Here is a 23,653-nt window from a genome sequence, read left to right on the forward strand (position 1 = left end):
GTCGGCAAGCTGGTGGCCGACGACATCTGCGGTAACGAGAGCGACCTGCTACGGCCGTTCCGCTTCTCGCGCTTCGCCGAAGGCAAGCTGCATCCGACCTCGCATTCGCCATTCCCCTGGAGCTGACATTTGCCCGCTCGAAACCAGAGTGTGACGATGAGGGCAAGACCCAATAAGTGTGCTCCGATCCCTGAAAACTGGATCGGTCGGAACTGGAGTTTTCCTCTGTAGGTTCCCCTGGCTCGGGAGGAGCGGAACACAATGAATGCATCTAAGTTTTCCGCCACGCAGAAGGCGTTCATTTTGAAGCAAGGGGCTGATGAGATATGTCGCCGGGCCGGTATCAGCCAAGCGACCTACTTAACTCTGGGTCTTGGTTTGTCCTGCCCCGATAATGTCTTTTTCTCTCCACGAGCGGCTCCAACCTTGTTGGCAGTTCTTCATATCCCCGCGGAGACCAGTGTATTTCGAACCGCTTGACGCACGTCAAAATCTCAAACGCTAAGTTGTTAAGATCAAATCAATCACCTTGAACTTGTGCGAGTTACAGCCAAAGGTAAGCGAGTTGGGGGGGTATCGTGGCAGAGTACAGCTTAATAATCACGGATGTAACGCGCTATGGAAGTCTTTACTGCGTGGCCGGATGGGACGTTGGTCGACAGCGGATGATACGACCCGAGCCGCCGGGGGCCAATGCTGCAGTCGAGGCTTCTCGATTTTGGGATGGCGATTTTGCTGGAGATGGACAGGTTTTCGCGTTTGGGAATAAGGTGCTTATTGCCGCCACAAAACCACCTGACCACTTTCCTTTCCCCCACGCGACCGAAGACCGGATTGTAGTCGCAGGTAGCAACATCGCGGTTCTCGAGCGTCTCAACACCACGCAGATTGTTCAATCCATTGCAGAAAGCGTTTCTGCGTCACCGTTGAAGGCGTTCGGAGGCCATTTGGTGCGTGCTCAAAGTGGAAAGGCACAAGTGCCCGCCGGAACGAATACCGCATCGCTCGGCGCCATTGAAATCGAGCCTGACGAAATTAGCTTTTACAGTGATGTAGCGGCAAACGGAAGGCGACGCCTCAGGGCCGTTGTCGAGTACGAGGGTCTCGACTACGATTTTTCTGTGCCAGCCGATGCAGCCTATAGGCGCTTCATTGACGGTGAGATAGCGGCATTGAAGGCTGATGCCCACGCCAGCGAATTGATCCATGTCCGTCTCGGGTTGTGCCGTCCCTTCGCTGCAATGCCGCACTCCTGCTACGCTCAGGTTAACGGTCTCTTGTTCCTATGAGGTGCAGGCGTTAGAAAGGCGCAGCGGGATCGGCGGTCAAAATGCTACGCCCATTGTCCGGAAACTCCGTTTGGAGAAGGCTCAGTTGGCGAAGAAAGAGATAGGAAGCTCGACGTTGCAAGTGTTCACAATTGGCCACTCAATGCTTTCCTATGAAAGCTTTTTCGCGCTTTTAAAGCTGCATGGCGTTAATGCCATAGCGGACGTCAGAACATCACCGTTCTCGCGGCATTTTCCGCACTTCAATAAAGAAAACTTGCAGCGCGAGCTTGGAGGGGACCGCGTCAAATACGTGTTTCTTGGACAGGAACTCGGCGGGCGTCCCAAAAGCAAGCAGTTTTTCTGCGAAGGTGTAGCAGATTACGAGAGAATGGCAAGAACGGAGGAGTTTGCCTGCGGCATTGATCGGGTAGTCGAAGGAGCCAAGTCTTATCGGATAGCGTTAATGTGCTCTGAGCAGAACCCGCTAGACTGTCACCGATGCCTACTCGTTGGTCGGGCATTGCACGAAAAAGGGGTGAAGGTTCAGCACATTCTCGGCAACGGCCACCTGTTGGATCAAGATCGAATAGAGGCACGATTACTCGACATGGCAGGAAAGGCAGATGTAGATTTATTTGAGGTGCCCTCAAAGCGACTGGCCGCAGCCTACCGTAATCGGGCACAAAAGGTCGCGTTCTCAGGTAGTCAATTCGCCCCTAAAAACGTAGATGTCAGGAGCCTGAGAAGTTGGTTGAGCTTGCAACGATAGGCTTTACAAAAACAACAGCTGCTAATTTCTTTGATAGACTTAAGAAAGCGAGCGTCAAAAAAATAATCGACGTCAGACTTCACAATACCTCTCAGCTTGCAGGCTTCGCGAAAGCGGATGACTTGGCGTATTTTCTGAAAGAAATTTGTGGCGTTCAGTACGTCCATCAACCAATCCTCGCGCCTACGGATGACCTTCTAAAGGCTTACAAACGCGACAAAGGTGACTGGGGGATTTACGAACGATCGTTCTTATGCTTGATGGAAGAAAGACGGATTGAGATCCGGTTGAAACCGGAGCTGTTTTCGAGCGGCTGCTTACTTTGCTCCGAGGATAAACCCCACCATTGCCACCGCAGATTGGTGTGTGAGTATTTAAACTCGAAGTGGGACGGTGCCCTAAAGGTCCGCCATCTTTGAAAGCTCTTGTGGGCAAGCTAACCAATTCTAGTCGCTGCAATCACTCAGCGTGTTGAACCTTTTTGCCACAGCTGAGAGCCGCAGGCGCTAACGTGGTCCAGTTTGGCGGCGGGCATACCGACGCGCACCCGAGGGCAGCGGCTGCGGCATCGGTGGCCGTCACGATCCGTCTGCTCCCGTCCCGGACGTCGACCACCAACGGCGCGTCAGCGCGCGCCGCCGCTGCGCCGGTCATCCGCCGCAGACGGTCGGTGGACCAGCTCGGCAGGTACAGCGAGACGACCCCTTTCATCACAGGCTTCCAATTCGAAATCAGCGCTTTCGCCAGCCCGGGCGCGGATCAACTCGACCAGCCAGCTGGCTCGGCTAATACCGGGAACCTGCATTGGCGTGGAGGGCAGCACCGACACCCGCCAGCGTGGCGGTGGCGGTGGGCTGCCCGAAATCGGTCGCGTCCGTCTGGCGCCGCCAAAGCCGTAGCGCGAGACCGATGGTTCCGGTCACCTCCGCGGTGAGCATGAGGCGACGCGAGGCCTTCATTGAGAGCTGGGCGACTTCCCCGACAACGGCCCTTAAGCCGCCATGCCGCAGGCGCTCCTCCATGCAGGCAAGACACTGGCCTGGTCGCCGGCCTCCAGGTAACCCGATCGGGCGGCAGGCCGCCTGCGCGACGGCGGGCGCAAAATATCCGGCTGGGTGATGCACCAGAGCACGCGGCCTTTCGTGCGCGCGGCGATGCCGGCGGTGAACAGGGCACTGGCGGCACCATCGATGATGCCGTTGCCGCCCCGGCGATCTCATGCAATGCAGTGCCGCGCGCCCACGCCCGGGCAGGCGTGAAACCACGGCGGCCACCCGAAGGGCAGCACCGATTGGGCGCGTCTCCGAGGGCCTTCGATCTTTTTCGACCTGCGCGCGCAAGGCGTCGATGGCCGGGGGCCGCATGGTATCTATTGACCTCCGCTTGTGAGCGTGCCGAGCGGGTTATCGTGACGCTCTTCGTCAACCCGACACAGTTCAACAATGCAGCCGGTCTCGCGGCCTGGCACGGAGCACGAGGACGGCGCCAAGCTCGCGCCGCTCGGCGCTCATCTGCTCAACTCCCTCTCAGACGGGCGCCGATCTTGCTTTCTTCGGGGAGAAGGATTTCCAGCAGTTGCACGAGGGGCGTCGGTGGCGTGGGATCTGGATATCCCCATCGAGATAGTCGCCTGCCCGACGGTCCGCGAGGAGGACGGCCTGGCAATGTAGTCGCGCAACGTGCACCTGTCGGTGGCGGAGCGGCAGGTCGCGCCGAGACTTGCCGCGCGGCCGCACGCGTCGCCGGAGGCGCGTCGGTCGACGCGACGCTCGTCGAGGCGCGGTCAGCAATTGTCCCGGTAGGCTACGCCCGGATCGAGTATCTCGAACTCCGGGCCAAGGAGGACCTCGCTACGATGCAGGCGCTTGACAGGCCCGGACGCTTGCTCGTGGCTGCCTGGCTTGGCGAGACGCGGCTGATCGACAATGTAGAGGTGCCGTCCCGGCCAGGAGCCATCACGCGCACGGCGGCTTGAGGCGGTGCATGCCCTTCGATTACTTCGAACCGAGTGGTACGCGGGACGAATTCCATCCCCGGCAGACAGTCTGAATCATCAATCGCTGATCTGGAATCGCCAACGACTTCAATCAGCTCCGGTGCCGCTCTTGCGAAAACCGCGAGATGAACCGGCACGTGGGGTTCATCATCGTCAAGTGGGGAATATGGCGGCAGATGTCAAAAGAATGGCCGCAAATGTCAATGCGATTCTAGTTTGCGCGATCTAATTATCACCCGATAATCTCGCGTGAATCGGCGTCGCGAGCGCCGCCATTTGGAGACCGCGAGCGGTTAGTCGACTTTCGAGAAAACATGGTGCGGTGCTATGGGAGGTTATCCCTCTACTGGCATTTGCTTGCCAATGGCGGCATGCGATTTGCAAGAGCAACGAGCCGCTCAGCTTGGCAATGCGATAAATCCCAGAAAGAGTTCGAGCATCCGCTCTGCCCGAACTGAGGCGGCCTGATCTACTGGAACGCTGCGGAACGACCTTGGATCGGGACGCCCGCGATTTGGGTCGAGGCGGGGCTTCGAGGGCTGTTTTGGAGGTATCCGACCTTCAGATTGTTCTGCTCTAGCGGAACCAGAATCCACGCAGCTAAATGTTTCTATGATGCCTCGGCTCACACCCGCGACTCCAACAGTCGACAAGGCATCACGTTGATCAACGGCGCTAGCTGCATATGGTCGTTCATGGATGACATTACCTGCCAATGTCCGAGGCTACTTTGAGCTGCTTTCTGGTCTCGCCATCGGGGGAAACGGCGCCGCAACGATGATCACTTCACATGAGGAAAGTCGAGGCCGGAAAAGGTCGCGGCGACAGCCGTTGTGGCCGCTCTACCTTGTTCTTTTCATGCTGCTGCTTTCGGCGGTGGTGTTGGCCTTCGTCACTGGGCGCTATCCCGTGCCGCCGCTGATAGCGCTACGGATCTTCCTATACCCCGTCACCGGCGGTGAGGCCGACTGGACTGCGACCGCGGAGACAGTCGTATGGGAAATCAGGCTGCCGCGCATTGCCGGCGCGCTGCTGGTCGGCGCCAGTCTGGCCGCGGCCGGGACGACCTATCAGTGCATTTTCCGCAATCCCCTGGTTTCGCCCGCGATCCTCGGCGCCTCACAGGGCGCGGCCTTCGGCGCCTCGCTGGCCCTGCTGTTGCGCCTGTCTTGGTCGGGCGTCATGGGCATGGCTATGGCATCCGGTATCCTCGCCACATCGGCCACTGCGCTGATCGGCCGTCATCTCGGCAGTGGCTCGATGATCACCTTGGTATTGGCGGGCCTGGTGGTCGCCGCCGTTTTCAACGCGCTGGTTGCGGTGGTGCAATACATAGCCGACCCGCTCGACGTGCTGCCGTCGATCACCTTCTGGCTGATGGGCAGTCTAAATCGCATCGGTAATGATGATCTCGGCATCATCGGCGTTCCTATCGCACTTATGCTCGCCCAGCTTTACGCCTTCCGCTGGCACATAAACGTGCTCGGCGCCGACAACGACGCGGCACGGGCGCTCGGGGTCAATGCGGCGCTGGTGAGCGGCGTTGCCATCGCCGGAGCCACCGTACTGACCGCGCTCGCTGTCAGCGTAAGCGGCATCGTTGGCTGGGTCGGGCTGGTCGTCCCCCACATCGCCCGCTTTCTGGTCGGTCCCAATTTCGACCGCCTCTTGCCGATCAGCGCCCTGACGGGCGGCCTGTTCCTGCTTGCCATGGACACACTGGCGCGCAGCGTGGCGACACAGGAGCTGCCGCTCGGCGTCGTAACCTCGCTTGTCGGTGCGCCATTCTTCGCCATCGTGCTCGGCCGTGCCCGGAGGCATTGGTTCTGATGGCCGCTTTAGTCGCCAGCGATGTCTCCTTCACTCACGCCGGCAACGTCGCTCCGACCCTGCGCGGGATTTCGATCCGGGCCGAAGCGGGCGGGGTGCTGTGCCTTCTCGGGCCGAACGGGTCGGGTAAGACGACGCTGCTGCGTTGTCTCGTCGGGCTCCAGGGCGGCGGCGCCGGCATCGAGATCGACGGCCGGCCGCTGTCGAGCTTCAGCGAAGGCGAACGGGCGCGCCGCATCGCTTATGTGCCGCAGCACGGCGCGGCCGTATTTCCCTACACGCTGGCCGACATCGCGGTACTCGGCCGCACGCCGCATCTCGGCTCCTTCACCGTGCCGTCGCCCGATGACTGGCGCATCGCCCTCGACAGCCTAGGCCGACTTGGCATCGGCCACCTGGCGAACCATCCGTTCAACCTGTCGAGCGGCGGCGAGCGCCAGCTTGCGCTGATCGCCCGCGCAATCGCGCAGGACGCGGCGACGATCGTGCTCGACGAACCGACGGCCAGCCTCGATTTCGCCAACCAGACGCGCATCCTCGACATCATCGCGGGCTTGGCGACGCAGGGGCGCACGCTGGTATTTTCCACGCACGATCCCGACCACGCCCTGGCGGCGGCGACGCAAGCGGTTCTGCTGAAGCACGGGCTCGTGCTTGCGCAGGGAGACGTAGCCCATGTGGTCAACGATCTCACGCTGAGCGCGCTGTACGATGTGCCGGTGCGGCTGGTGTCCCTCGGTGCAGGCGACGATGGCTTCGGTCCCATGACCGTATGTTTTCCTGTCCGCCGAAGCTCCCGATTGGGCAAGTCCCATAATCTGAGGGAAAATTGATATGACGTGTCGACCCATCCTGAAAATTTCAGCCTTTTTACTGCTCCTGTTAGGCATCGCCTCGCCGGCGGCGGGTGCGACCGCGGTCCGCACCATCACCGACATGGCAGGCCGCAGGGTCGTCGTGCCGGCCGAAGTCGAGCGGGTCGCCACCATGGGCTCCGTGCCGCCACTAAACAGCCTGCTGTTCGCCGTCGGCGCGTCGGATCGACTCGTCAGCGGTTTGCCGCCGCGGTTCGGAGAGAACCCGCGCTGGACCTTTCAAAAAGTCTTCGCGCCGCAACTGGCTGACGCGCCCTTGATCGAGACGCAGAGCCGGGAACCAGACCTGGAGGCGATCATCGCGCTCCAGCCGGATGTCATCCTGACGACCTATCCGGCCATGGCGGATGCGGTGGCGCGCGTCGGCGTGCCTGCGGTCGTCATTGAATGGCAGGAGCCCGATGACGTGAAGACGGCGATGGAACTCATCGGCGGTCTTCTCGGCAAGGAGAAGGAAGCAGCCGCCTATGTCGACTACTTCGACCGAACTCTGGCGCGGGTCTCGGCGATTTCGCAATCCCTTGCGGACACTGAGAAGCCGCGCGTGCTTTATTTCGAGCCGGAGACGATCAGCCAGCCGCATCTCATTGCGGAGTGGTGGATCCGGCAGGCCGGCGGCGTCAGCGTCTCCGACGACGGGCGCAGCCAAGAAGTGCTATCCTTCAACATCGAGCAGGTGCTGACCTGGAACCCCGGCATCGTCCTGGTCCCCCAGCTGAAAGATGTCGAAAAGGTCCTCGGCAACCCGCTGCTAAAGGACGTACGTGCGGTGGCGACCCGGCGCGTTTTTCCGCTTCCTGTAGTCGCGCATACATGGGGCAATCGCACGGCTGAGCAGCCGCTGACCGTGCTGTGGGCGGCAAGGACGATCAACCCGGAGGTTTTTGGTGAGATCGATCTAAAGGCCGAAGTGAAGCGTTTCTACGCCACTACCTTCGCCCACCCGCTCGACGATGAGATCGTCGCGGCCATTTTGGATCCCACGACCGAGCCACCCTACTGAGCGATCCGGCCGCGGACTTTCCGCAGCAAATCCAGCCTTATTGTGCCGCTTACCACGAGTGCAACAAAGTCGAGCACCTGGTTAACCGCCTCCAGCATCCATGTGAGCCAGCTTTTTCGGTGGCGCAAGCAGCTTTGCCGAAACCCCGCGCCGTGCGCCCAATTCATTCCCATGGAGATCGCGAGGCGCTGCCGGCACCGCCGACATCGGCGGAGTCGCCAAACCAAGCGTTCGATATGGCGGCAGATGCCAAAAATGTGGCAGGACGCGTCAACGCGGTCCTGATTACGCGGTCTAATCTCACCCGATGGAGCTCGCGTGAATTTGGCTTCGCGAGCGCCGCCACCGGTACGGATTGAAGCTCGGGCGTCCAAAAAAGCCCAGCTGAGAAGAGCCGTCACGATATGAAGATTGCAAGCAATCGTCCCTAGGTTCCTTGAGAGGCCGGCTGGGAAACTGGCCATGAATTGGGTCGTAGGAGCCCTGTCGACTTCGCTTGAACAAACATCACAAGAACAAATCGTTAGTAGCTTACAGATGCCCAACAATCGAGCTGTTACATGCAAGCAAAAGCCGATCTTGCAACTTAGTTTGCCGAATGTCTGACGAGGAGGCTGAAATGTCTGATTGGTTCCGGCTGGAGCGAAGCGCAGTACTAGCCGTTGATCTGCAAGGCGAGAACCTCCCCGAGGGTGCTTGCACGGTGGAGAATTATCCAGACGTTCTGAGCAAGTCCCAGAAGGTGCTGGCCGCTTGTCGACGAACTGGTTTTCCGATCATTTACACGCGCCATTGGCTCGACCCGAAGGGTATAGACACGCCACGATACGAGTCTCTGGATGACCGCGGGCGGCCGCTGCACAGCGTCGCCGGTTCAACGCGGGGGGAGATCTGTCCGGAGGTCACGCCGCAGGATGGGGACATCGTCATCGACAAGCAGCGCTTCACGGCCTTTTACGGCACGAAGCTCGATCTTGTTCTTAACCGCATGGATATCGAGCACCTGATCATCTTCGGGGTCTGGACGGAGGCCTGCCTGGAGACGACGGTATGGGATGCCCTGTGGCGCGATTTTCGGATCACGCTGGTGAAAGATGCGTGCGGGAGCGCGACCGAAACAATTCACAAGACCGCCATGCTTGACATGGCCAATTGGCTGAGGGGCGGGATGATCATCGGGGCGGAGGAACTGGTTAAGGCGCTGGATGGGAACGACTATCGCGCATGGCGCTTCGAAAAGCCGTTCTCGATGCCGTACCGGACTGAAACAATCGATTCGTTGTACGAGTCCCTGTGAGACAGAATGGCGGCCCGCGGCACCTCCGGGCGTCCACCGACGGGAGACCGAAAAAGGCAAATACGGTTCAGAACAGCGAAGGGGAGGCGTCCAGCAATGCGAGTAAAGAAGATAATACGGCGCGAGTTTCTGAAAACCAGCGCACTTCTAGGCCTCGGCGCCGCTAGTCTGCATCTTCCAGACCGCGCGATTGCGGCCGGCGAGATTCGGCTTCTCACGTGGGAGGGCTATGCCGAGGACGCCTGGATAAAGGATTTCGAGCAGTCCAATGGTGTTACGGTCACGAAAACATACGTGGGCTCGAACGATGAATACATGGCCAAGCTGGCCGCGGGTGGAGGCGACTATGATGTCGCCGTGATCGTGAGCTCGTTGGCGGAGAGGGCCATCGACGCCGGCTTCGTGGAAAATCTCGATCTGTCCTTGATTCCCAATTTTGAGCAGCTTTATCCACGGCTCAAGACCGTCGCTTTCATTTCGAAGGAAAAGCAGGTCTATGGAGTGCCGACGTTCCTTGGAATCACTCTCGTCACTGTGAACGCCGATGTAATTCCCGATGGGAGCGACTTCGGAATCCTTTTTGACAATCGGTACGCTTGCAAAATCGGTATGGGACGATGTTGCAACGTTGGGAGACGTGGCGAACTGGATGGGAATTGAAGACCTTTGGAACATGACGGACGAACAGCTCGAAGCGGTGAAGCAGAAGCTGATCGAGCAGAAGCCCCTCGTGCGCACCTATTGGTCCCAGGCGGGCGAGGCGATCGACCTGTTCATGATCAAGGAAATCGTCGCATCCAATTCTTGGAGCTACATCACCGCGACCCTGAAATCACAGGGACTGCCGGTGCGCGAATTTGCCGGCTCCCCGCCTATCGGCTGGATCGACTCGCACTTCATTGTGAAGGGGGACACCGAACCAGGAAGTCGCCCACAAGTTTATCAATCACATCATCTCCCCGGAATCGCAGGGCGAGATCCCCAATGTTACTGGCTACATGCCGACCAGCCCGGCGTCGAAGGGTCACATGAAGGCGGAGACCTGGGAAGCGTTGCGCTTGGAGCAGGTTGGCGAGATGATGGACCAGATGCAATTTTGGGAGAACATCCCGCGCCGGAACCGCTATCTGGAGGTACTGAATGAGGTGAAGGCTGCTTGATTATGCCAGTTGAACCCGCGAAAGAGGGATCGTGCTGCAATCAGGCGCTCGTCCGGCTTGACCGGGCTTGACCGGGTGTCGAAGGCCTTCGGAAATACAGTGGCCCTCAAGGATCTGTCGCTGGAGATCCTTGAGGGCGAGTTCCTGACGCTTCTTGGTCCGAGCGGGTGCGGTAAGACCACGACATTGCGCCTCATCAGCGGTTTCGAGGTGCCGGACCGTGGGTCCGTGTCGATTAAAGGGCGAGACGTTACCCACGTTCCGCCCTTTCGCCGTGACGTGAACACCGTCTTCCAGAACTACGCCTTGTTCCCCCATCTTACGGTGTTCGAAAACGTCGCTTATGCGCTAAGGGTGAAACGGATTTCCACAGCGGACGTCAAGGCTCGGGTCTTGGCAATGCTCGATCGTGTGGGACTCAGCGACAAGGCCAGCCGGTTGCCCCGCGAACTCAGCGGCGGCCAGATGCAGCGGGTGGCCCTGGGTCGAGCCCTGATCAACGAACCGTCAGTTCTCCTGCTTGACGAGCCCCTCAGCGCCCTGGGCGCCAAGCTGCTCGTGCGATGCAACTTGAGTTGCGGCGGATGCATGCCGAGTTGGGTCTCACCTTCGTCTGCGTGACCCACGACCAGGAAGAAGCGCTGGTGATGAGCGACCGCATTGCGGTGCTCGATTCTGGAGAAATCGCCGAAATCGGCACGCCGCGGGAGATCTTCGAGCGCCCGTCAAACCGCTTTGTCGCGGACTTCATCGGTGGATGCAATTTCATACCGATCTCGATCGACCAGAGTAGCGGCTTTAGATTACGAAACGGCAAGCCGCATGCTCTGGCGCGTGGAACTGAAGGGCTTCTGGCCATTCGTCCGCAGAACTTGAAGCTCGGCGTGCCAGAAGAGGACGCAGCGTTCGAAGCGGACGTCCACGTCTCGGACGTCGTCTGTCTAGGGACAGCAGTCAGACTGGCCCTGAGACTGGGAAGTGACGTTGAGCTGACCGCAGAGCTGGATCGCCAGGCAATTGGAACTACCAACCTGGAGCCCTCGACCGCGCTTCGCGTTTGGGCGCGGCAAGGCGACGTGATCGTCTTCGACAGTTCTGGCTGGAGCGGGCATGGGCGCTGGCTGAAGCATCTATGCGCACGCACCGCGTTGATTGGAGTCGGTACTTGCGGCTCACGGTCTTTCTCGGGCCGGCGGCGCTTTACGCGATTCTATTTATCATGGTGCCTTACACCAATCCTCGCCTACAGCTTCTGGAAAGTCGAGAACTATGTCACTCTTCCTGACTTCGGCCTGCAGAACTTTGCCCGCATTGTCGAGAGCGCGGTATATCTATCGATGACCGGCAACTCCTTGCTGGTCGCAGGTATCGTCACGATCTGTGCGGTACTCCTTGGATACGCCCTCGCCTTTTATGTTGCCTTGTGCGCCGGCCCGCGGCGGCAGATCCTCTATTTCCTGATGGTGATCCCGCTTTGGACGAGTTTCCTTTTGCGTGCCTTTATTTGGCGCATCATACTGGGGCGTGAAGGCGTCATCAATTCTGGACTCGGCTGGCTAAGGATTGCCGGTGAGCCAATCTCGCTGTTGTTGTTCAATCGCTTCAGTGTATGTGTCGCGCTCACATACGTATTTATACCCTTTGTCGCCATCCCGGTTTACACCGCGCTCGAAAAAATTCCGCGAGAGACCCTCGAGGCAAGTATGGATTTGGGGGCCTCGCCCGCCTACACCTTGTGGCGCGTCATTCTGCCGCTCAGCGTACCTGGCATCATCGCGGGAACGATGTTCACCTTCTGCCTAAGTTTCGGGGATTTTGTCGCGCCGGCACTGCTTGGCGGGCCGAGCGGCATGATGATCTCGAGCATCATAATAAGCCAGTTTGGGGCGGCCTTCGACTGGCCGTTCGGCAGTGCGTTGGCGATTGTGATCATCGTGGTGATCGCCTCAGCCGTTGCCCTGGCGAGATGGATGGAGCGGCGATATGAATGAAGTGTTGCCCAGATGGTCGCGGGGCTGCGCACGTCAAGCACACTTCTTGGGATAGCAGTATTCGTCTTTCTCTATGCGCCTCTCGCGCTTCTGGTGGCCTATTCCTTTAGCGCCAGTCGCACGCTCACGTTTCCCATCCGGGGATTTACCTTTGAGTGGTATGCAGCGCTAGCAAACAATGAAGAACTCCTGCGCGCCGTCGCCAATAGCCTGAAGGTCGCTGCCGGGGTGGTATTCCTGACACTGCTGCTTGGCATTCCGGCCGCGTATGCTCTGAGCCGCTTCGCGTTTCGGGGCAGTGCCCTGGTTGACCACATGCTGACGCTGCCATTGATGATTCCCGGGATCATCACGGGCTTATCGATTCTGCTCCTACTCAAGAGCTTTGGTTTCGGCCTGTCCCTAGGGGCGGTCGCGCTAGGCCACAGTGTGGCTTGGCTGCCCATCGTAGTAGAGCAGGTGGCGGCGCGCCTGCGCAGGCTAGACCGAAGCATCGAGGAGGCTAGTCTTGATCTTGGCGCGGGATATGCGCAGACGTTCGTGCGCGCTGTGCTCCCCAACCTGAAAGGGGCGATCACCGGGAGCGCTCTGCTCGTGTTCACTTTGAGCTTTGACGAGGTGTCCATCACGTTTCTGTTGACGGCGACTGAAAACACCTTATCCATGCAGATTTGGGCCATGTTACGGCAAGGCGTGACGCCAGAGATCTGCGCGATCGCAACGATAACCGTGGCTTTCTCGGGCGCGCTCATAGGTTTGGGAGTGGGTTTGGCGCGGAGTTGAGTGCCGCCGTTTGAGACGCGAATCTCTGATCCGACGGCACGGGTAATCCTCCTGATAGAATAAATCGGCGGCAAGCCGGAGGTCGAGCGGCGGAGTTCCTGAAGCGCTTCAACTGCAAGAAGCGGTGGTTCCGCGCGGCGTTCTTGTGCCGCTTGTGTTCCGGCCGAACGCAAGGCCGACACCTACAGATCGTTGCAGGACGCAATCGCCAAAGCGGAGGAGGAGGGCGGCGACGCCAGCCTCGCTGATGAGAAAACCCGGGCACACGGCGGTGGCCCAGGAGCATGTTTTCGCAAATCCGGTCGTCAAGCTCGCCGACACACGTGTCGCGCCGCTCATCTGCTATGAACAACTTCTCATTTTGCGGTTCTGCATTCCATGCGGTTCGAACCGCGATGATCGTCGTCACGGGCAATGGCTGGGACCGTTAGTGACCGGCCTCGTCGCCATCCAGAAAAGCGAGTGCAATTGCATCGATTCGCTGTTTCGCGTTGCTTTGCTCAATGCCTTTAGCTGGTAGGGATCACCGGAAGCGATGCGGAGTGTTGAGACGCAGGAGCATCCGGCTGCATTCAAAGAGCCCGGGCGATAGACGAATTTCCGGAGACATTACGCACGCCGCATCAGGAGCAGGATCGCGGGCTGACGCGATCCACATCGGTGCTAACCAGCCCGAACAATCAGCACAAGCCTACCAGCATCGGATAAGCTGCGCTTCGAATAGCGACGATATGGCGGATACTATCGGTAATGTGGCGCCAAATGTCAAATGGTTGTCGCGGCTCCCAAACTATTGTTCAGCCTCGAAATTCAACAGGACATTGCTCTATGGGACTTCCGAGTCACGTCAAATACGTCATCGTCGGCGCCGGCATCCACGGCCTGTCGGCCGCCTGGCATCTGGGCGAGAACCTACGCAAGAGCGGCAAGGGCAGCGGCAAGGACATCCTGATCGTCGACAAGACCGCCATCGCGGCGGGCGCCTCCGGCATTGCCTGCGGCGTGGTGCGCAACAACTACTTCCAGCCCGCCATGCGCCGCCTGATGGCGCACAGCGTCTCGGTCTGGGAGAGCGACCCGGAGGCCTTCTCCTACCACCCGGTCGGCTATATGCAGATCAGCCCCGAGGTGATGCACGCGGACGTCGCCAGCATCTACCAGCAGCAGAAGGAGATTGGCTATCCGTCGGTCTTCATCGAGGGCGAGAAGGACTGCATGAAGTACATGCAGGGCATCTTCTCCGACTGGCAGGCCAAGGGTATCACGTCGGTGCTGCACGAGGAAAAGGGGGGCTATGCCAACAACACGCGCTCGATCTACGGCCTCGCCGAGAAAGCGGAGAACGAGGACGTGCGGATCGCGACTGGCTTGAAGGTCATCGGCTTCGAGAAGGACGCCAAGGGCGCGGTTAAGGCCGTCGTCACCGACAAGGGCACGATTGGCTGCGACCAGGTCATCATCGGTGCCGGCCCGTGGGTCAAGCAGATTTGGGACATGCTCGAGCTGCCGAAGGCGATCTCGATCAAGGGGCGCGACGGCAAGACGCACCATGACGTGCCAATGTGGACCTTCTGGTCGCTGCAGGAAGGCACGCTCGGCGTCGACCCGAAGCTGCAGCGCACCAATGACGGCAAGATGCCGCCAGTGATCCATGTGGACACCGATGCGCCGCTCCATTCCGATGTCGACGGCACGGTGATCACGGACAAGCTGTGGGGCATCTACTACAAGCCTGATTTCCACTTCGGCGGCGTGCAGGGCGGCGCCATGCCGTTCAAGGTGCCGACTGCGCCAGAGCAGGTGAAGATCGATCCCTACGGCCCGGAGAGCCCGGACTTCATCGTCGGCGACGACTTTGCCCACATGTGGGTATCGGCGCTGGCTTTCTGCCAGAAGCGCTTCGAGGGCACCATGCCGAAATACAAGAAGGAGCCGTCCGGCGGCATCGGCAGCTTCACGGCGGATTCCTTTCCGGTGTTCGACCGGTTCTGCGAGAACGTGATCGCCGACAGCAATCACGGCTACAAGATGATCGGCGTCGGCAAGCTGGTGGCCGACGACATCTGCGGTAACGAGAGCGACCTGCTACGGCCGTTCCGCTTCTCGCGCTTCGCCGAAGGCAAGCTGCATCCGACCTCGCATTCGCCATTCCCCTGGAGCTGACCTGGCAGTCGCAGTCAGAGTTGGGACGAGATCGGGTGAACCCAATGAAGGCATTGCGCCTGAACTCTGTTGCTTGACCGGAGGAACTGACTCGTGAAAGGACCGAACGAACCTCGTGAAACTCAGTTCGAGAGATGCTCGAGAACGGGCCTCGCTCTTGAGCAGACCCAAGACTCGATTTTCCACCTTGATCTCCATAGGACTGCCGCGGGGCGAGAAAAGCCCGGTCCACTGGAATCGGCGTATGTGACCATTCCGCGCGACGGCGTGAGGCTTGCTCTGGATATCGTCCGTCCCATGGGCGACGATGCCAACACCAAGCGGGACACCGTTCTGGTGATGACGCGCTACTGGCGTGGCCAGAAGGCAGACCTCCCTCCCGGTGATGTCGACCAGCTCCTGCTGCACAAGAACTTTTCGAGCCTCTTTGTGCCGCATGGTTATGCCGTGGTCGTCGGAGACGTTCGCGGCACCGGTGCATCTTTCGGGGTTTCGCTGTATTCCCGCTCGCGCGACGAGACACTGGACTTCTCGGACGTGCTCGACTGGATCGTTGCACAGCCTTGGTCCACGGGCCGTGTCGTCGGCTATGGCTTGTCTTATACCGCCAACACAGCGGAATGGATGGCGGAACGCAACCATCCGGCGCTGAAGGGCATCATACCGATGGCTGCGTCCTACGATCCCTATGAAGAAGTTTACTTTCCCGGTGGAGTGTCCACCGCCTACGGAACGGCATGGGCTGACATGGTCAGAAACTTGGACCGCAATTTGCCCTCGCCGGGCGTTCGTCCCGTCGGGCCTAGCGGCGAGGCCGACCTCGCCGCGGCCCTACGAGATCACCAGCCGGGACGATCCCTATCGGAGGGCCTTCGGCAAGTGACGTTCAAGGATGATCGCCTCGCGATTTGGGGCGGAGCGTCCATGCTTGATTGGAGCAACAGGGAAGCCGCGGATCGGGTCTCTCGCTCGGGCACCCCATACCAAAACTGGGCGAGCTGGTTCGACCTTGGGATGGCGCAAGGAGCCGTTTGCCGCTTCCTGCTCCAGTCAAATCCAATGAACGTGATCATCGGTCCGTGGAACCACAGCGGCAGCGGCGCCTACGATCCGCTCCAGGCAGATGGCGAGCCGATCCTGCCCACGCTCTCAACGCAACACGCGAATAACCTCCGCTTTGCGGACTTGTGTTTTTCTGGCCGGGCTGCCCGCGAGCAAGGGAAGGTCCTCCACTACTACACCCTAGGAGAGGGTTGGAAATCGACCGCTGTTTGGCCAATCCCGGCCACCCGCCAACGCTGGTACATTTCAAGTGGCTCCCGACTTACAGCATCGCCTGGTGATAGCGGCTTAGACTCGCTTCAGGTCAACCCCGCGGCGCAGGAGGACGACAACTCGATGCGGTGGGACACCGATCGCCTGGGATTTGGAGATCGGCGAAAGTTCCTCGATGGTCGCCTCGCCTATACGAGCGAGCCGTTGACGCGCGACCTCGAGATCACCGGACATCCCGTGGTCTACCTGAACGTCACCTCGACCCGCGAGGACTGCGCCTTTTTTGTCTATCTCGAAGCCGTAAAGCCGGACGGGGAATCCCATCTCCTCACGGAAGGTCAGTTGCGGGCGCTGCACCGGAAGGTGTGGACCGACTCGCCGCTCAGCGGGCTTGGACCCCAGCATAGCTATTCGAAACGCGACGCCGAACCGCTCATTCCGGGCGAGCCCGCCATTCTGACCTTCACCATGTTCCCGATCTCCGCCCGTCTCCCGTCGGGTTACCGCCTGAGGGTGTGCCTTGCTGGCAGCGACAAGCCGAATTTTGCCAATGTGCCCGCCGACGGCGCGCCCCCGTTGCTCAAATTTCATCGGGGCGCGGCCGGTTGTTACATCGACCTGCCGATCATCAAGAGGTGAGGGAAAAGCCAATCAGCCCGTTACGAACAACTAACGGGGGCCGATAACAGCCAATCAGGCCTTGGTGCATGGGAGAAGGTCTTCCCGGATTCCTACGCTCACGGCCACTATGGTCGCCAGGACGTGAGCACCCAGACCGAGGAGAGCTGTGGGTCTCAGACTTACAAAACGATTCTGCAATTTGGCATCGGGACCACTGACATTTGGCCGCCGAGCCAGAATATTTACGGGTAAAATCCCAATGAGGGCATTGTGCCATTCGCGCTCGACCGGAGCAAATTGATGAGTGAATCGAAGGAATGTGCCGCAACTCAGCTCGATAGCTGCTCGGAAACGGGCATCGATTGTGGGCAGACGCAAGACTCCATCTTTCGCCTAGATCTCTATGGCACCGCTGCGGGGCGATCCAAGCTCGGTCCGCTGGAATCGTTGTACGTGACCATGCGTGACGGCGTAAGGCTTGCGTTGGATATCGTCCGCCCCATGGGCGACGAAGCCAACACAAAGCGCGACACCATTTTGGTGATGACGCGCTACTGGCGCGGCATCAAGGGAGACCCGCCCCACCGCGAGGCCGGCCGGTTTGTGCCGCATGGCTATGCCGTGGTCGTAGGTGATGTTCGCGGCACTGGTGCATCTTTCGGCGTGTGGCCTTATCCCTGCTGGCGTGAGGAGACACTGGACTTCACGGAGGTGCTTGACTGGATCGTTGCACAGCCCTGGTCCACGGGTCGTGTCGTCGGCTATGGCTCGTCTTATACCGCCAACACCGCGGAATGGATGGCGGAGCGGAACCATCCGGCGATGAAAGGCATCATACCGCGGTTTGCTTCCTACGATCCCTATGAATATGTCTGGCTTCCAAGTGGAATCCCCGCCGTCTCCGGCGCGCGACTCTGGGGCAGCCTCAGCAAGAACCTGGACCTAAATATGCTCGTCAGCGGGGATGGCGAGCGCCGACCGTCGCCCGGCGTTCGTCCCGTCGGGCCGGGCGGCGACGCGGACCTTGCGGCGGCCCTGCGCGATCATGAGTCCGTGCCACCCGTCTGGGAGGGTCTCGAGCAGGTGACGTTCAAGGACGATCGCCTCGCGGCCTGGGGCGAAGCGTCCATGCTCGACTGGAGCGTCATGGAAGCAGCGGATCGGGTCTCTCGCTCAGGCGCCCCAATCCAAAACTGGGCGAGCTGGTTCGACGCTGGCACAGCGCAGGGAGCCGTTCGCCGTTTCGTGGGGCAGTCAAATCCGATGAACGTGATCATCGGTCCGTGGAACCACGGCGGCGATTCTCCTTGGGATCCCCTCCGCGCTGATCGGGAAGCGATCCCTCCAACGCCGCCGACCCAGGACGCAAATGACGTCCGCTTCGCGGATTTGTGCTTCAACGGTCATGCCGCCCGCGAGCAAGGGAAGATCCTCCATTACTACACTCTTGGGGAGGGTTGGAAATCGACCCGCGTGTGGCCGCTCCCGGCTACCCGCCAACGGTGGTACATGGCAAGTGGTTCCCGGCTGAGTTCGTCGCCCGACGAATCGGGGTTCGACTCGTTCCAGGTCGATCCTGCGCTGGGAGAGGTTCCCTCAAACCGGTGGGCCACCAGTACTGGCGGCGCGGGAAAGGTCGATTACGGAGATCGGCGGCAGCTTGACGGGGTGCGCCTCGGCTACACCAGCGATCCGTTGAACAGCGAACTCGAGATCACCGGACATCCTGTCGTGCACCTGAACATCACCTCGACCCGCGAGGACGGCGCCTTTTTCGTCTATCTCGAAGCCGTCAAGCCGGATGGCGTATCCTGTTATCTCACGGAGGGCCAGTTGCGCGCCCTGCACCGGAAGGTGTGGACCGACTCACCGTTCAGCGCGCTTGGACCCCAGCATAGCTATTTGAAACGCGACGCCGAACCGCTCATTCCGGGCGAGCCCGCCATCCTGACCTTCTCGTTGCATCCCATCTCCGCCCGCCTCCCGGCGGGATACCGTCTGAGGGTGTGTCTTGCTGGCAGCGACAAGACCACATTTGCCAATGTTCCCGCCGACGGCGCGCCGCCGTTGCTCAAATTTCATCGTGGCGCGGTCGGTTGTTACATCGACTTGCCGATCATCGCGAGTTGAGTAATCTTCAGGCTCTTGGCGCCGAGCGGGATGAGCTATCTTGCCGCGAAGCCGCTGACAGACAGACGATGTCCGCGAAACCGCCCAACTAGGATCGTCTTGCCTCCCGATGACGTGCTATCGCGTTCGGCGTTCTCTCCACGACTCCCGTATTGTCGAGGGCGCGCTACACGCATGTTGGCGACCCACGTCATCCGGGCGACGGCGCCCGCTCGATCGCCTGACCCTGGACGTCACGCCGCCCGGCTGAGGTCGGTCGCGGGTCGTGCGCGAGCCCGCTCCCCACACAGCTCGCTCCCGCCAAGACTCGCAGATGTCCTGCGCCACCACGCCGAGGGTTACATCCCGCAGCATGACCGCCGTCTGGGTCTCTGGGCCAGGCTGAGCGTCGTGTTATGAGCGCGATCATGGCGTGGCGGACGGCCGCTATCGGCGGCCGTGTCGAGACTTGCACGGCGTATCGGGCCTCGCATCGGCTACAACGCTACAACTCCTTGTATGGGGATTTTTCTGTCAAGTTCTTGGTGTGGCTCTCAGCAATCTTTTCCTTGAGTTTCTCGACAGCCGGCGCCTGGGCCAAAAGCGGGGCGGTCGACCGCGAGAGCGAGGCGGGCGTGAACCCGGATCGGGAACAGGTGAGCAATTCGAGGGGAGCCTGCCTTGGGGCGCAAAGCATCGCGCCGCGACCTTGTATTCGGTCGGATCCGCAGGGGATCCCGACCATGAAGCAGTAAATGGCTTCGGCAGCAAGGCTCCGAGGCGGCGGGCCCATTCTGCCGACGGCATTGGAGCCATGGAGTTGTTCGGGTCACCGCCACCTCGAATCGCTACGCTTCGACTCGTCGCGACAGTCGATCCGCCGCGCGACGACCATGTCGCGTATTCAGATTGTCTGCCGCAGCGCGACGCCCGCCGGGATTTCGCCGATGGTGACCATGCGCCAAAGCGCGATGAGCAGCTTGCGGGCGAGTGCGACGATCATTGTTGTCTTGCGCGCACCCTTCGGGCCACCAGTCCGCGATCGGTACCATTGCGCAAGCGCGCTGTCGCTCTGGAATCGCAAGAACCGCCAGGCAAGTTGGATCAGCCCGCGACGCGCGCGGGCATTGCCAGCCTTGGCCAATCCTCTCTCTCGTCGTCTCTTGCCACTCTCGTCGGGCGAACCCGTGAGGCCAACGTAACGGGCCACGGCTCGCCGGTCTCGAAGGTTTCGGGACAACACCTCCTGAACCAACATGTCTGCCTGAACCAACATGTCTGCAGTTTCCATTCCCACGCCGACGACGCGGGCCAACAGGCGCACCATAGCGTGTGGCCCTGCCGCAGGCGCTTTTTCCAGCCGCTCGATGCGGGCCATTTCGATCGCATTGATCTGTTCGCGCACCACAGCGAGCCGATCCATGTCACGTCGGATCTCGTCCAGCGTGTTAGGTGGAATCGGCACACCCTCCGGTGTGCGTAACGCGGCGAGCCGTTGCGGCGCCTTGCGCAACGCCGGTTTGAACCCGCGGATGCCGAGCCGGGCCAAGTTCGCCTTCATTCGGTTGATGATCCGTGTGCGCTCGCCGACCAGACCTTCCCGTTCACGGCTCGGACGCTTGGCGTCCTCTTGCTCGAGCGTTGGGATAGCGACCATCCGGCAGTGTCCGCGCTCGCCACGCAGCCATCCCACCAACACCGCATAAGCATCGCCGTATCCAGTCGATCGGTCTTCGCTCGACGATGCTCGCGTGACACGGCGACACTCGTCGAATGGACGACATGCACTGCGATGTCGCGAGCCTGCAGCCACCGCGCCAGCCAAAAGCCGTCCCGTCCCGCCTCAAAGGCGAGGGCAATCTTTCCAATCGTCTTGCCTGCCTTCATTGCCTCCAACCGCCAGCGCTCCAGCAGCCGCAGCAGCGCGACCGGATCCGGCTCCTGCTTCTTTACGGGTTGGCGCTCAATTCCGGGAATCAACCCAGCTACCAGCCAGCTGGCCTCGCTCAGTTCAACGACTACCGTCAGAGTGGTATTTTGATCAAAGGGAGCAAGGGAACGGCTCAGGTCACTTACTTGGCTCATGGGGCATATCCATCCGTTTCATTGAACAACGGAGGCACCATTTCACGCCCACGCCGCTCTCCCCATAGCTTCTGCCGCCATCGTAGCCGCGTAAGACCGTATGTCCGCCTCTGCCGGTGAGGTGGCTCGCCCTACACTGCGCGTCCGAGGGTTGCTCGGGCGGGCCGAGCCGATCCTCATCACAGGAGGACGAGCCGTGGCAGATTATAGGGAAGCATTTGTCGAAATTGATGTTGCCAAGCTGAGGAACGCCATCGCGATTGCGGATGCGGGCCGGGTGGGAGAAGTTCGCTTCTTTGGCGAAGTCGAGGCGTCGGCCGCGAGCATGCGCGTGGTCATTCATCGGATCGCCGGGCAGGTTTGATTGTGTGCTCTGCTACGAGGCCGGCCCGACCGGCTATGGTATCGCCTGATCCGATCGCTCGGGCACGGATGCGATCGGGTGAAGACGAACCGTCGAGACGCCGTTTCTCTCGCCCGACTGCTACGCGGGGGCGAATTGACTGGAGGAGTGTGGGTGTCCGACGAAAGCCACGAGGCCCTGCGAGATCTTGTTCGCGCTCGGGCTGCAGCGGTCGAGACGCTTCGTGCTCACCGCCAGCAAGTGAGCGCCTTCATGTTCAAGCATGGTCGGCTCTATCCCCGCAATACGAGTGGGATGATGCGCTACCTGCGCTGGCTGCAAGAGCAGCGTTTCGATCATCCCGCACATCAGATTGCGCTCCAGGAGATGGTCGAAGCGGTGGGCGTCTCGAAAGAACGGGTCGAGCTCCTGGAGCGCACGATCGGGGAATTCATTCCCGCCTGGTCTCTGGCGCCTCTTGTGCAGGCGCTGCAAGCATTGCGTGGAGTAAATCCGATTATCGCCGTGACGTTCGCCAGCGAGGTCGGCGACGTGGGCCGCTTCGAGAGCCCTCGTCAGCTCATGGGCTATGTCGGCCTCGTGCCGAGCGAGCGATCGACCGGAGAGACGATCAGGCGCGGCGGCATCAACAAGGGGGGAAAGGGCCGCGTCCGGCACATGCTGGTCGAGAGTGCCTGGACCTATCGGCATCCACCGAAGGTCGGAAAGATGAAGCTATACCAGTTGGAGCGGCACCGCCACGCGTGCGTGAGATAGCATGGAAGGCCCAGGTCCGACCGACGACCCGCTACCGAAAGCTGGCCGCGCGCGGCAGACGGACGACGGTGATCTGCACCGCGATTGCCCGTGAACTGGCCGGCTTGATGTGGGCTGTCACGGCGGAGGCGCGCGCGGCCTGATCCCGTCGCCGTAGCGGCGGTACATCCTCGCCCATGGGCGGAGCCGGGACCACGGCAGGGGAATGTCCGTCAGACAGTTTGTAACCGGCAAAGGCCGACGCCCGAATTAAGATAGGAACAGCCCCAGACGCATAATCGAGAATGCGGTAACCAACCCGCGCATCAGAGCTTGATCACCGACGTCTTTCAGTTCCGCCTCCATCCATGCGCGACCATCAGAATGAACAGCCGATCTCGCGACCGGCCGCACTTCTACGGTCTAAACCCTTGACTGCGGACATCAGGAGCTCGGGAGCCGGGATGTAGGCCCACGGCAGGAGATCGTCGATCTGGCTGTTTGGGTGACCGTTGACGATCCTGGTCAGCACGTCGGCGAGGTAGCCGAGCGGCTCGACGTCGTTCAGCTTGCAGGATTCGATCAGAGAGGCGATGACGGCCCAATGCTCGGCTCCGCCGTAGGAGCCGCGAAGAGCGCGTTCTTTCGGTTAAGCGCAATCGGGCGGATCGATCGCTCGACGACATTGCTGTCGATCTCGATGCGACCATCGTCAAGGAAGCGCGTGAGCCTTTCCCAACGGGGAAGCGTGAGCGGATGGCGTCGGCGAGCTTAATCTTCTGGCTGATCGGACCGAGCTTCTCGCGCAGCCACGGCTCGAGAGTTCGGCGACGATCGGCGGGCTCTCATCCTGGCGCATGGCACGGCGCTGCTCGGCCGATCGTCCACAGATGTCGTCCTGATTCTGTAGAGTTCCGCGATCCGTTGGAGCGCCTCGCTGGCGATCGACGCTGGACCGGCCCCAGCGAGGTCGTAGAAGCGCCGGCGCACATCCGCCCAGCAGAAGGCGAGCACGACGCCGCTCTTGTCGGCCCGCACACGATAGCCGCCATAGCCGTAGACCGGCAGGATTCCGCTGAAACCGGCAAAATGGGCTATCGGGTCGCTCGCTGTTGACACCGGGCTGTCCGCCAGAACTTGTCCTGCCCGCTGGTGGACGAGTTCTTCACTTGGCTGACAGCTCACGCCCCGCGCGTCTCGCGCAAGTCCGACCTCGGCGAGGCTATGGCCTGTATGCTGAACAGCCAGGCCGCCTTTCGGCTGTTCCTGGACGACGGTCGCCTCTACATCGACCCAACCTCGTCAAAAACGCGATCACAAGTCCAG

General features: G+C 60.6%; 21 protein-coding genes and 3 pseudogenes. 20 read left to right on the forward strand and 4 right to left on the reverse strand.

Going from position 1 to position 23,653, the window contains the following annotated elements:
* Positions 1-578: 578 nt before the first annotated feature.
* From EN749_RS09120 to EN749_RS09205, 18 genes are all read left to right on the forward strand, one after another.
* On the forward strand, positions 579-1,289 hold the full coding sequence (locus EN749_RS09120) for a hypothetical protein (RefSeq protein ID WP_128362970.1): 711 nt from the start codon (positions 579-581) through the stop codon (positions 1,287-1,289).
* An 85-nt stretch (positions 1,290-1,374) separates the two neighbouring features.
* On the forward strand, positions 1,375-2,040 hold the full coding sequence (locus EN749_RS09125; RefSeq protein ID WP_206073314.1) for a DUF488 domain-containing protein: 666 nt from the start codon (positions 1,375-1,377) through the stop codon (positions 2,038-2,040).
* Positions 2,019-2,459: a DUF488 domain-containing protein gene (locus tag EN749_RS09130; RefSeq protein WP_095517282.1), complete on the forward strand. Its 441-nt coding sequence runs from the start codon at positions 2,019-2,021 to the stop codon at positions 2,457-2,459. Before EN749_RS09125 ends, EN749_RS09130 begins: the two co-directional genes overlap by 22 nt.
* Positions 2,460-3,482: 1,023 nt before the next feature.
* Entirely contained in the window at positions 3,483-3,710 is a 228-nt protein-coding gene (locus EN749_RS39550; RefSeq protein WP_329609748.1) for a pantoate--beta-alanine ligase, read from the forward strand.
* The gene (locus EN749_RS39555) at positions 3,638-4,015 is read left to right on the forward strand and encodes a pantoate--beta-alanine ligase (protein ID WP_329609747.1); all 378 of its coding nucleotides are present in this window, start codon (positions 3,638-3,640) and stop codon (positions 4,013-4,015) included. Before EN749_RS39550 ends, EN749_RS39555 begins: the two co-directional genes overlap by 73 nt.
* Before the next feature lie 852 nt (positions 4,016-4,867).
* Positions 4,868-5,866 (forward strand): iron ABC transporter permease, encoded by a 999-nt coding sequence (locus tag EN749_RS09145; protein WP_206073315.1) that lies wholly within the window; start codon positions 4,868-4,870, stop codon positions 5,864-5,866.
* A complete protein-coding gene (locus EN749_RS09150) occupies positions 5,866-6,699 on the forward strand; it encodes an ABC transporter ATP-binding protein (protein WP_095517284.1) in 834 nt (277 codons plus the stop codon). Before EN749_RS09145 ends, EN749_RS09150 begins: the two co-directional genes overlap by 1 nt.
* 124 nt (positions 6,700-6,823) lie before the next feature.
* A complete protein-coding gene (locus EN749_RS09155; RefSeq protein ID WP_165778325.1) occupies positions 6,824-7,744 on the forward strand; it encodes an ABC transporter substrate-binding protein in 921 nt (306 codons plus the stop codon).
* Between the two features lie 619 nt (positions 7,745-8,363).
* Complete coding sequence (locus tag EN749_RS09160) at positions 8,364-9,041, forward strand: isochorismatase family cysteine hydrolase (RefSeq protein WP_165778326.1); 678 nt, start codon at positions 8,364-8,366, stop codon at positions 9,039-9,041.
* Positions 9,042-9,137: 96 nt separating this feature from the next.
* Entirely contained in the window at positions 9,138-9,701 is a 564-nt protein-coding gene (locus tag EN749_RS09165; protein ID WP_165778327.1) for an extracellular solute-binding protein, read from the forward strand.
* The gene (locus EN749_RS09170; protein WP_128362971.1) at positions 9,691-10,185 is read left to right on the forward strand and encodes a hypothetical protein; all 495 of its coding nucleotides are present in this window, start codon (positions 9,691-9,693) and stop codon (positions 10,183-10,185) included. The genes EN749_RS09165 and EN749_RS09170 overlap by 11 nt, the downstream gene beginning before the upstream one ends.
* A 73-nt stretch (positions 10,186-10,258) precedes the next feature.
* Positions 10,259-10,822, forward strand: a complete 564-nt coding sequence (locus EN749_RS38185; protein ID WP_206073317.1) for an ATP-binding cassette domain-containing protein — start codon at positions 10,259-10,261, stop codon at positions 10,820-10,822.
* Complete coding sequence (locus EN749_RS38190; RefSeq protein ID WP_210214712.1) at positions 10,786-12,192, forward strand: ABC transporter permease subunit; 1,407 nt, start codon at positions 10,786-10,788, stop codon at positions 12,190-12,192. Before EN749_RS38185 ends, EN749_RS38190 begins: the two co-directional genes overlap by 37 nt.
* Positions 12,193-12,204: 12 nt before the next feature.
* Entirely contained in the window at positions 12,205-12,975 is a 771-nt protein-coding gene (locus tag EN749_RS09185) for an ABC transporter permease (RefSeq protein ID WP_095517289.1), read from the forward strand.
* 271 nt (positions 12,976-13,246) lie between these two features.
* The gene (locus EN749_RS09190; RefSeq protein WP_128362972.1) at positions 13,247-13,495 is read left to right on the forward strand and encodes a hypothetical protein; all 249 of its coding nucleotides are present in this window, start codon (positions 13,247-13,249) and stop codon (positions 13,493-13,495) included.
* 308 nt (positions 13,496-13,803) lie between these two features.
* A complete protein-coding gene (locus tag EN749_RS09195) occupies positions 13,804-15,138 on the forward strand; it encodes an FAD-binding oxidoreductase (RefSeq protein WP_128362973.1) in 1,335 nt (444 codons plus the stop codon).
* Between the two features lie 246 nt (positions 15,139-15,384).
* Positions 15,385-17,052, forward strand: a complete 1,668-nt coding sequence (locus EN749_RS09200; RefSeq protein ID WP_245316552.1) for a CocE/NonD family hydrolase — start codon at positions 15,385-15,387, stop codon at positions 17,050-17,052.
* Positions 17,053-17,334: 282 nt separating this feature from the next.
* A complete protein-coding gene (locus tag EN749_RS09205) occupies positions 17,335-19,164 on the forward strand; it encodes a CocE/NonD family hydrolase (RefSeq protein ID WP_128362974.1) in 1,830 nt (609 codons plus the stop codon).
* An 883-nt stretch (positions 19,165-20,047) separates the two neighbouring features.
* Here the strand turns inward: EN749_RS09205 and EN749_RS38670 are convergent.
* Together EN749_RS38670 and EN749_RS38675 are read right to left on the reverse strand one after the other, a co-directional pair.
* Positions 20,048-20,704, reverse strand: coding sequence for a transposase (locus tag EN749_RS38670; protein ID WP_245491316.1), 657 nt, complete (start codon positions 20,702-20,704; stop codon positions 20,048-20,050).
* Positions 20,701-21,228, reverse strand: a complete 528-nt coding sequence (locus EN749_RS38675; RefSeq protein WP_236379305.1) for a hypothetical protein — start codon at positions 21,226-21,228, stop codon at positions 20,701-20,703. Before EN749_RS38675 ends, EN749_RS38670 begins: the two co-directional genes overlap by 4 nt.
* A gap of 100 nt (positions 21,229-21,328) precedes the next feature.
* Between EN749_RS38675 and EN749_RS09215 the strand changes: the two are divergent.
* Positions 21,329-22,491, forward strand: a pseudogene (locus EN749_RS09215) (IS110 family transposase).
* A 215-nt stretch (positions 22,492-22,706) separates the two neighbouring features.
* On the opposite strand, the gene EN749_RS39560 reads toward EN749_RS09215, so the two are convergent.
* Both EN749_RS39560 and EN749_RS09220 read right to left on the reverse strand, forming a co-directional pair.
* Positions 22,707-22,922, reverse strand: a complete 216-nt coding sequence (locus tag EN749_RS39560; RefSeq protein ID WP_348629342.1) for a transposase domain-containing protein — start codon at positions 22,920-22,922, stop codon at positions 22,707-22,709.
* Positions 22,910-23,512: pseudogene (locus tag EN749_RS09220) on the reverse strand (transposase). The gene EN749_RS39560 and the pseudogene EN749_RS09220 overlap by 13 nt, the downstream one beginning before the upstream one ends.
* Here EN749_RS09220 and EN749_RS09225 point away from each other — a divergent pair.
* Positions 23,447-23,653, forward strand: a pseudogene (locus tag EN749_RS09225) (transposase); the annotation flags it as partial. The pseudogenes EN749_RS09220 and EN749_RS09225 sit on opposite strands and share 66 nt — an antisense overlap.

Source organism: Mesorhizobium sp. M7A.F.Ca.ET.027.02.1.1, assembly GCF_004022985.1.
In the GTDB taxonomy this organism is placed as follows: domain Bacteria; phylum Pseudomonadota; class Alphaproteobacteria; order Rhizobiales; family Rhizobiaceae; genus Mesorhizobium.

Coding starts and splice junctions, on each gene's coding strand:
- EN749_RS38190 (WP_210214712.1), top strand. CDS start 10,786: ATGCATGCCGAGTTGGGTCTCACCTTCGTCTGCGTGACCCACGACCAG.
- EN749_RS09160 (WP_165778326.1), top strand. CDS start 8,364: ATGTCTGATTGGTTCCGGCTGGAGCGAAGCGCAGTACTAGCCGTTGAT.
- EN749_RS38670 (WP_245491316.1), bottom strand. CDS start 20,704: ATGAAGGCGAACTTGGCCCGGCTCGGCATCCGCGGGTTCAAACCGGCG.
- EN749_RS39550 (WP_329609748.1), top strand. CDS start 3,483: ATGCAGCCGGTCTCGCGGCCTGGCACGGAGCACGAGGACGGCGCCAAG.
- EN749_RS09195 (WP_128362973.1), top strand. CDS start 13,804: ATGGGACTTCCGAGTCACGTCAAATACGTCATCGTCGGCGCCGGCATC.
- EN749_RS09150 (WP_095517284.1), top strand. CDS start 5,866: ATGGCCGCTTTAGTCGCCAGCGATGTCTCCTTCACTCACGCCGGCAAC.
- EN749_RS38675 (WP_236379305.1), bottom strand. CDS start 21,228: ATGAGCCAAGTAAGTGACCTGAGCCGTTCCCTTGCTCCCTTTGATCAA.
- EN749_RS09170 (WP_128362971.1), top strand. CDS start 9,691: ATGGGAATTGAAGACCTTTGGAACATGACGGACGAACAGCTCGAAGCG.
- EN749_RS09205 (WP_128362974.1), top strand. CDS start 17,335: ATGAGTGAATCGAAGGAATGTGCCGCAACTCAGCTCGATAGCTGCTCG.
- EN749_RS09165 (WP_165778327.1), top strand. CDS start 9,138: ATGCGAGTAAAGAAGATAATACGGCGCGAGTTTCTGAAAACCAGCGCA.
- EN749_RS09185 (WP_095517289.1), top strand. CDS start 12,205: ATGGTCGCGGGGCTGCGCACGTCAAGCACACTTCTTGGGATAGCAGTA.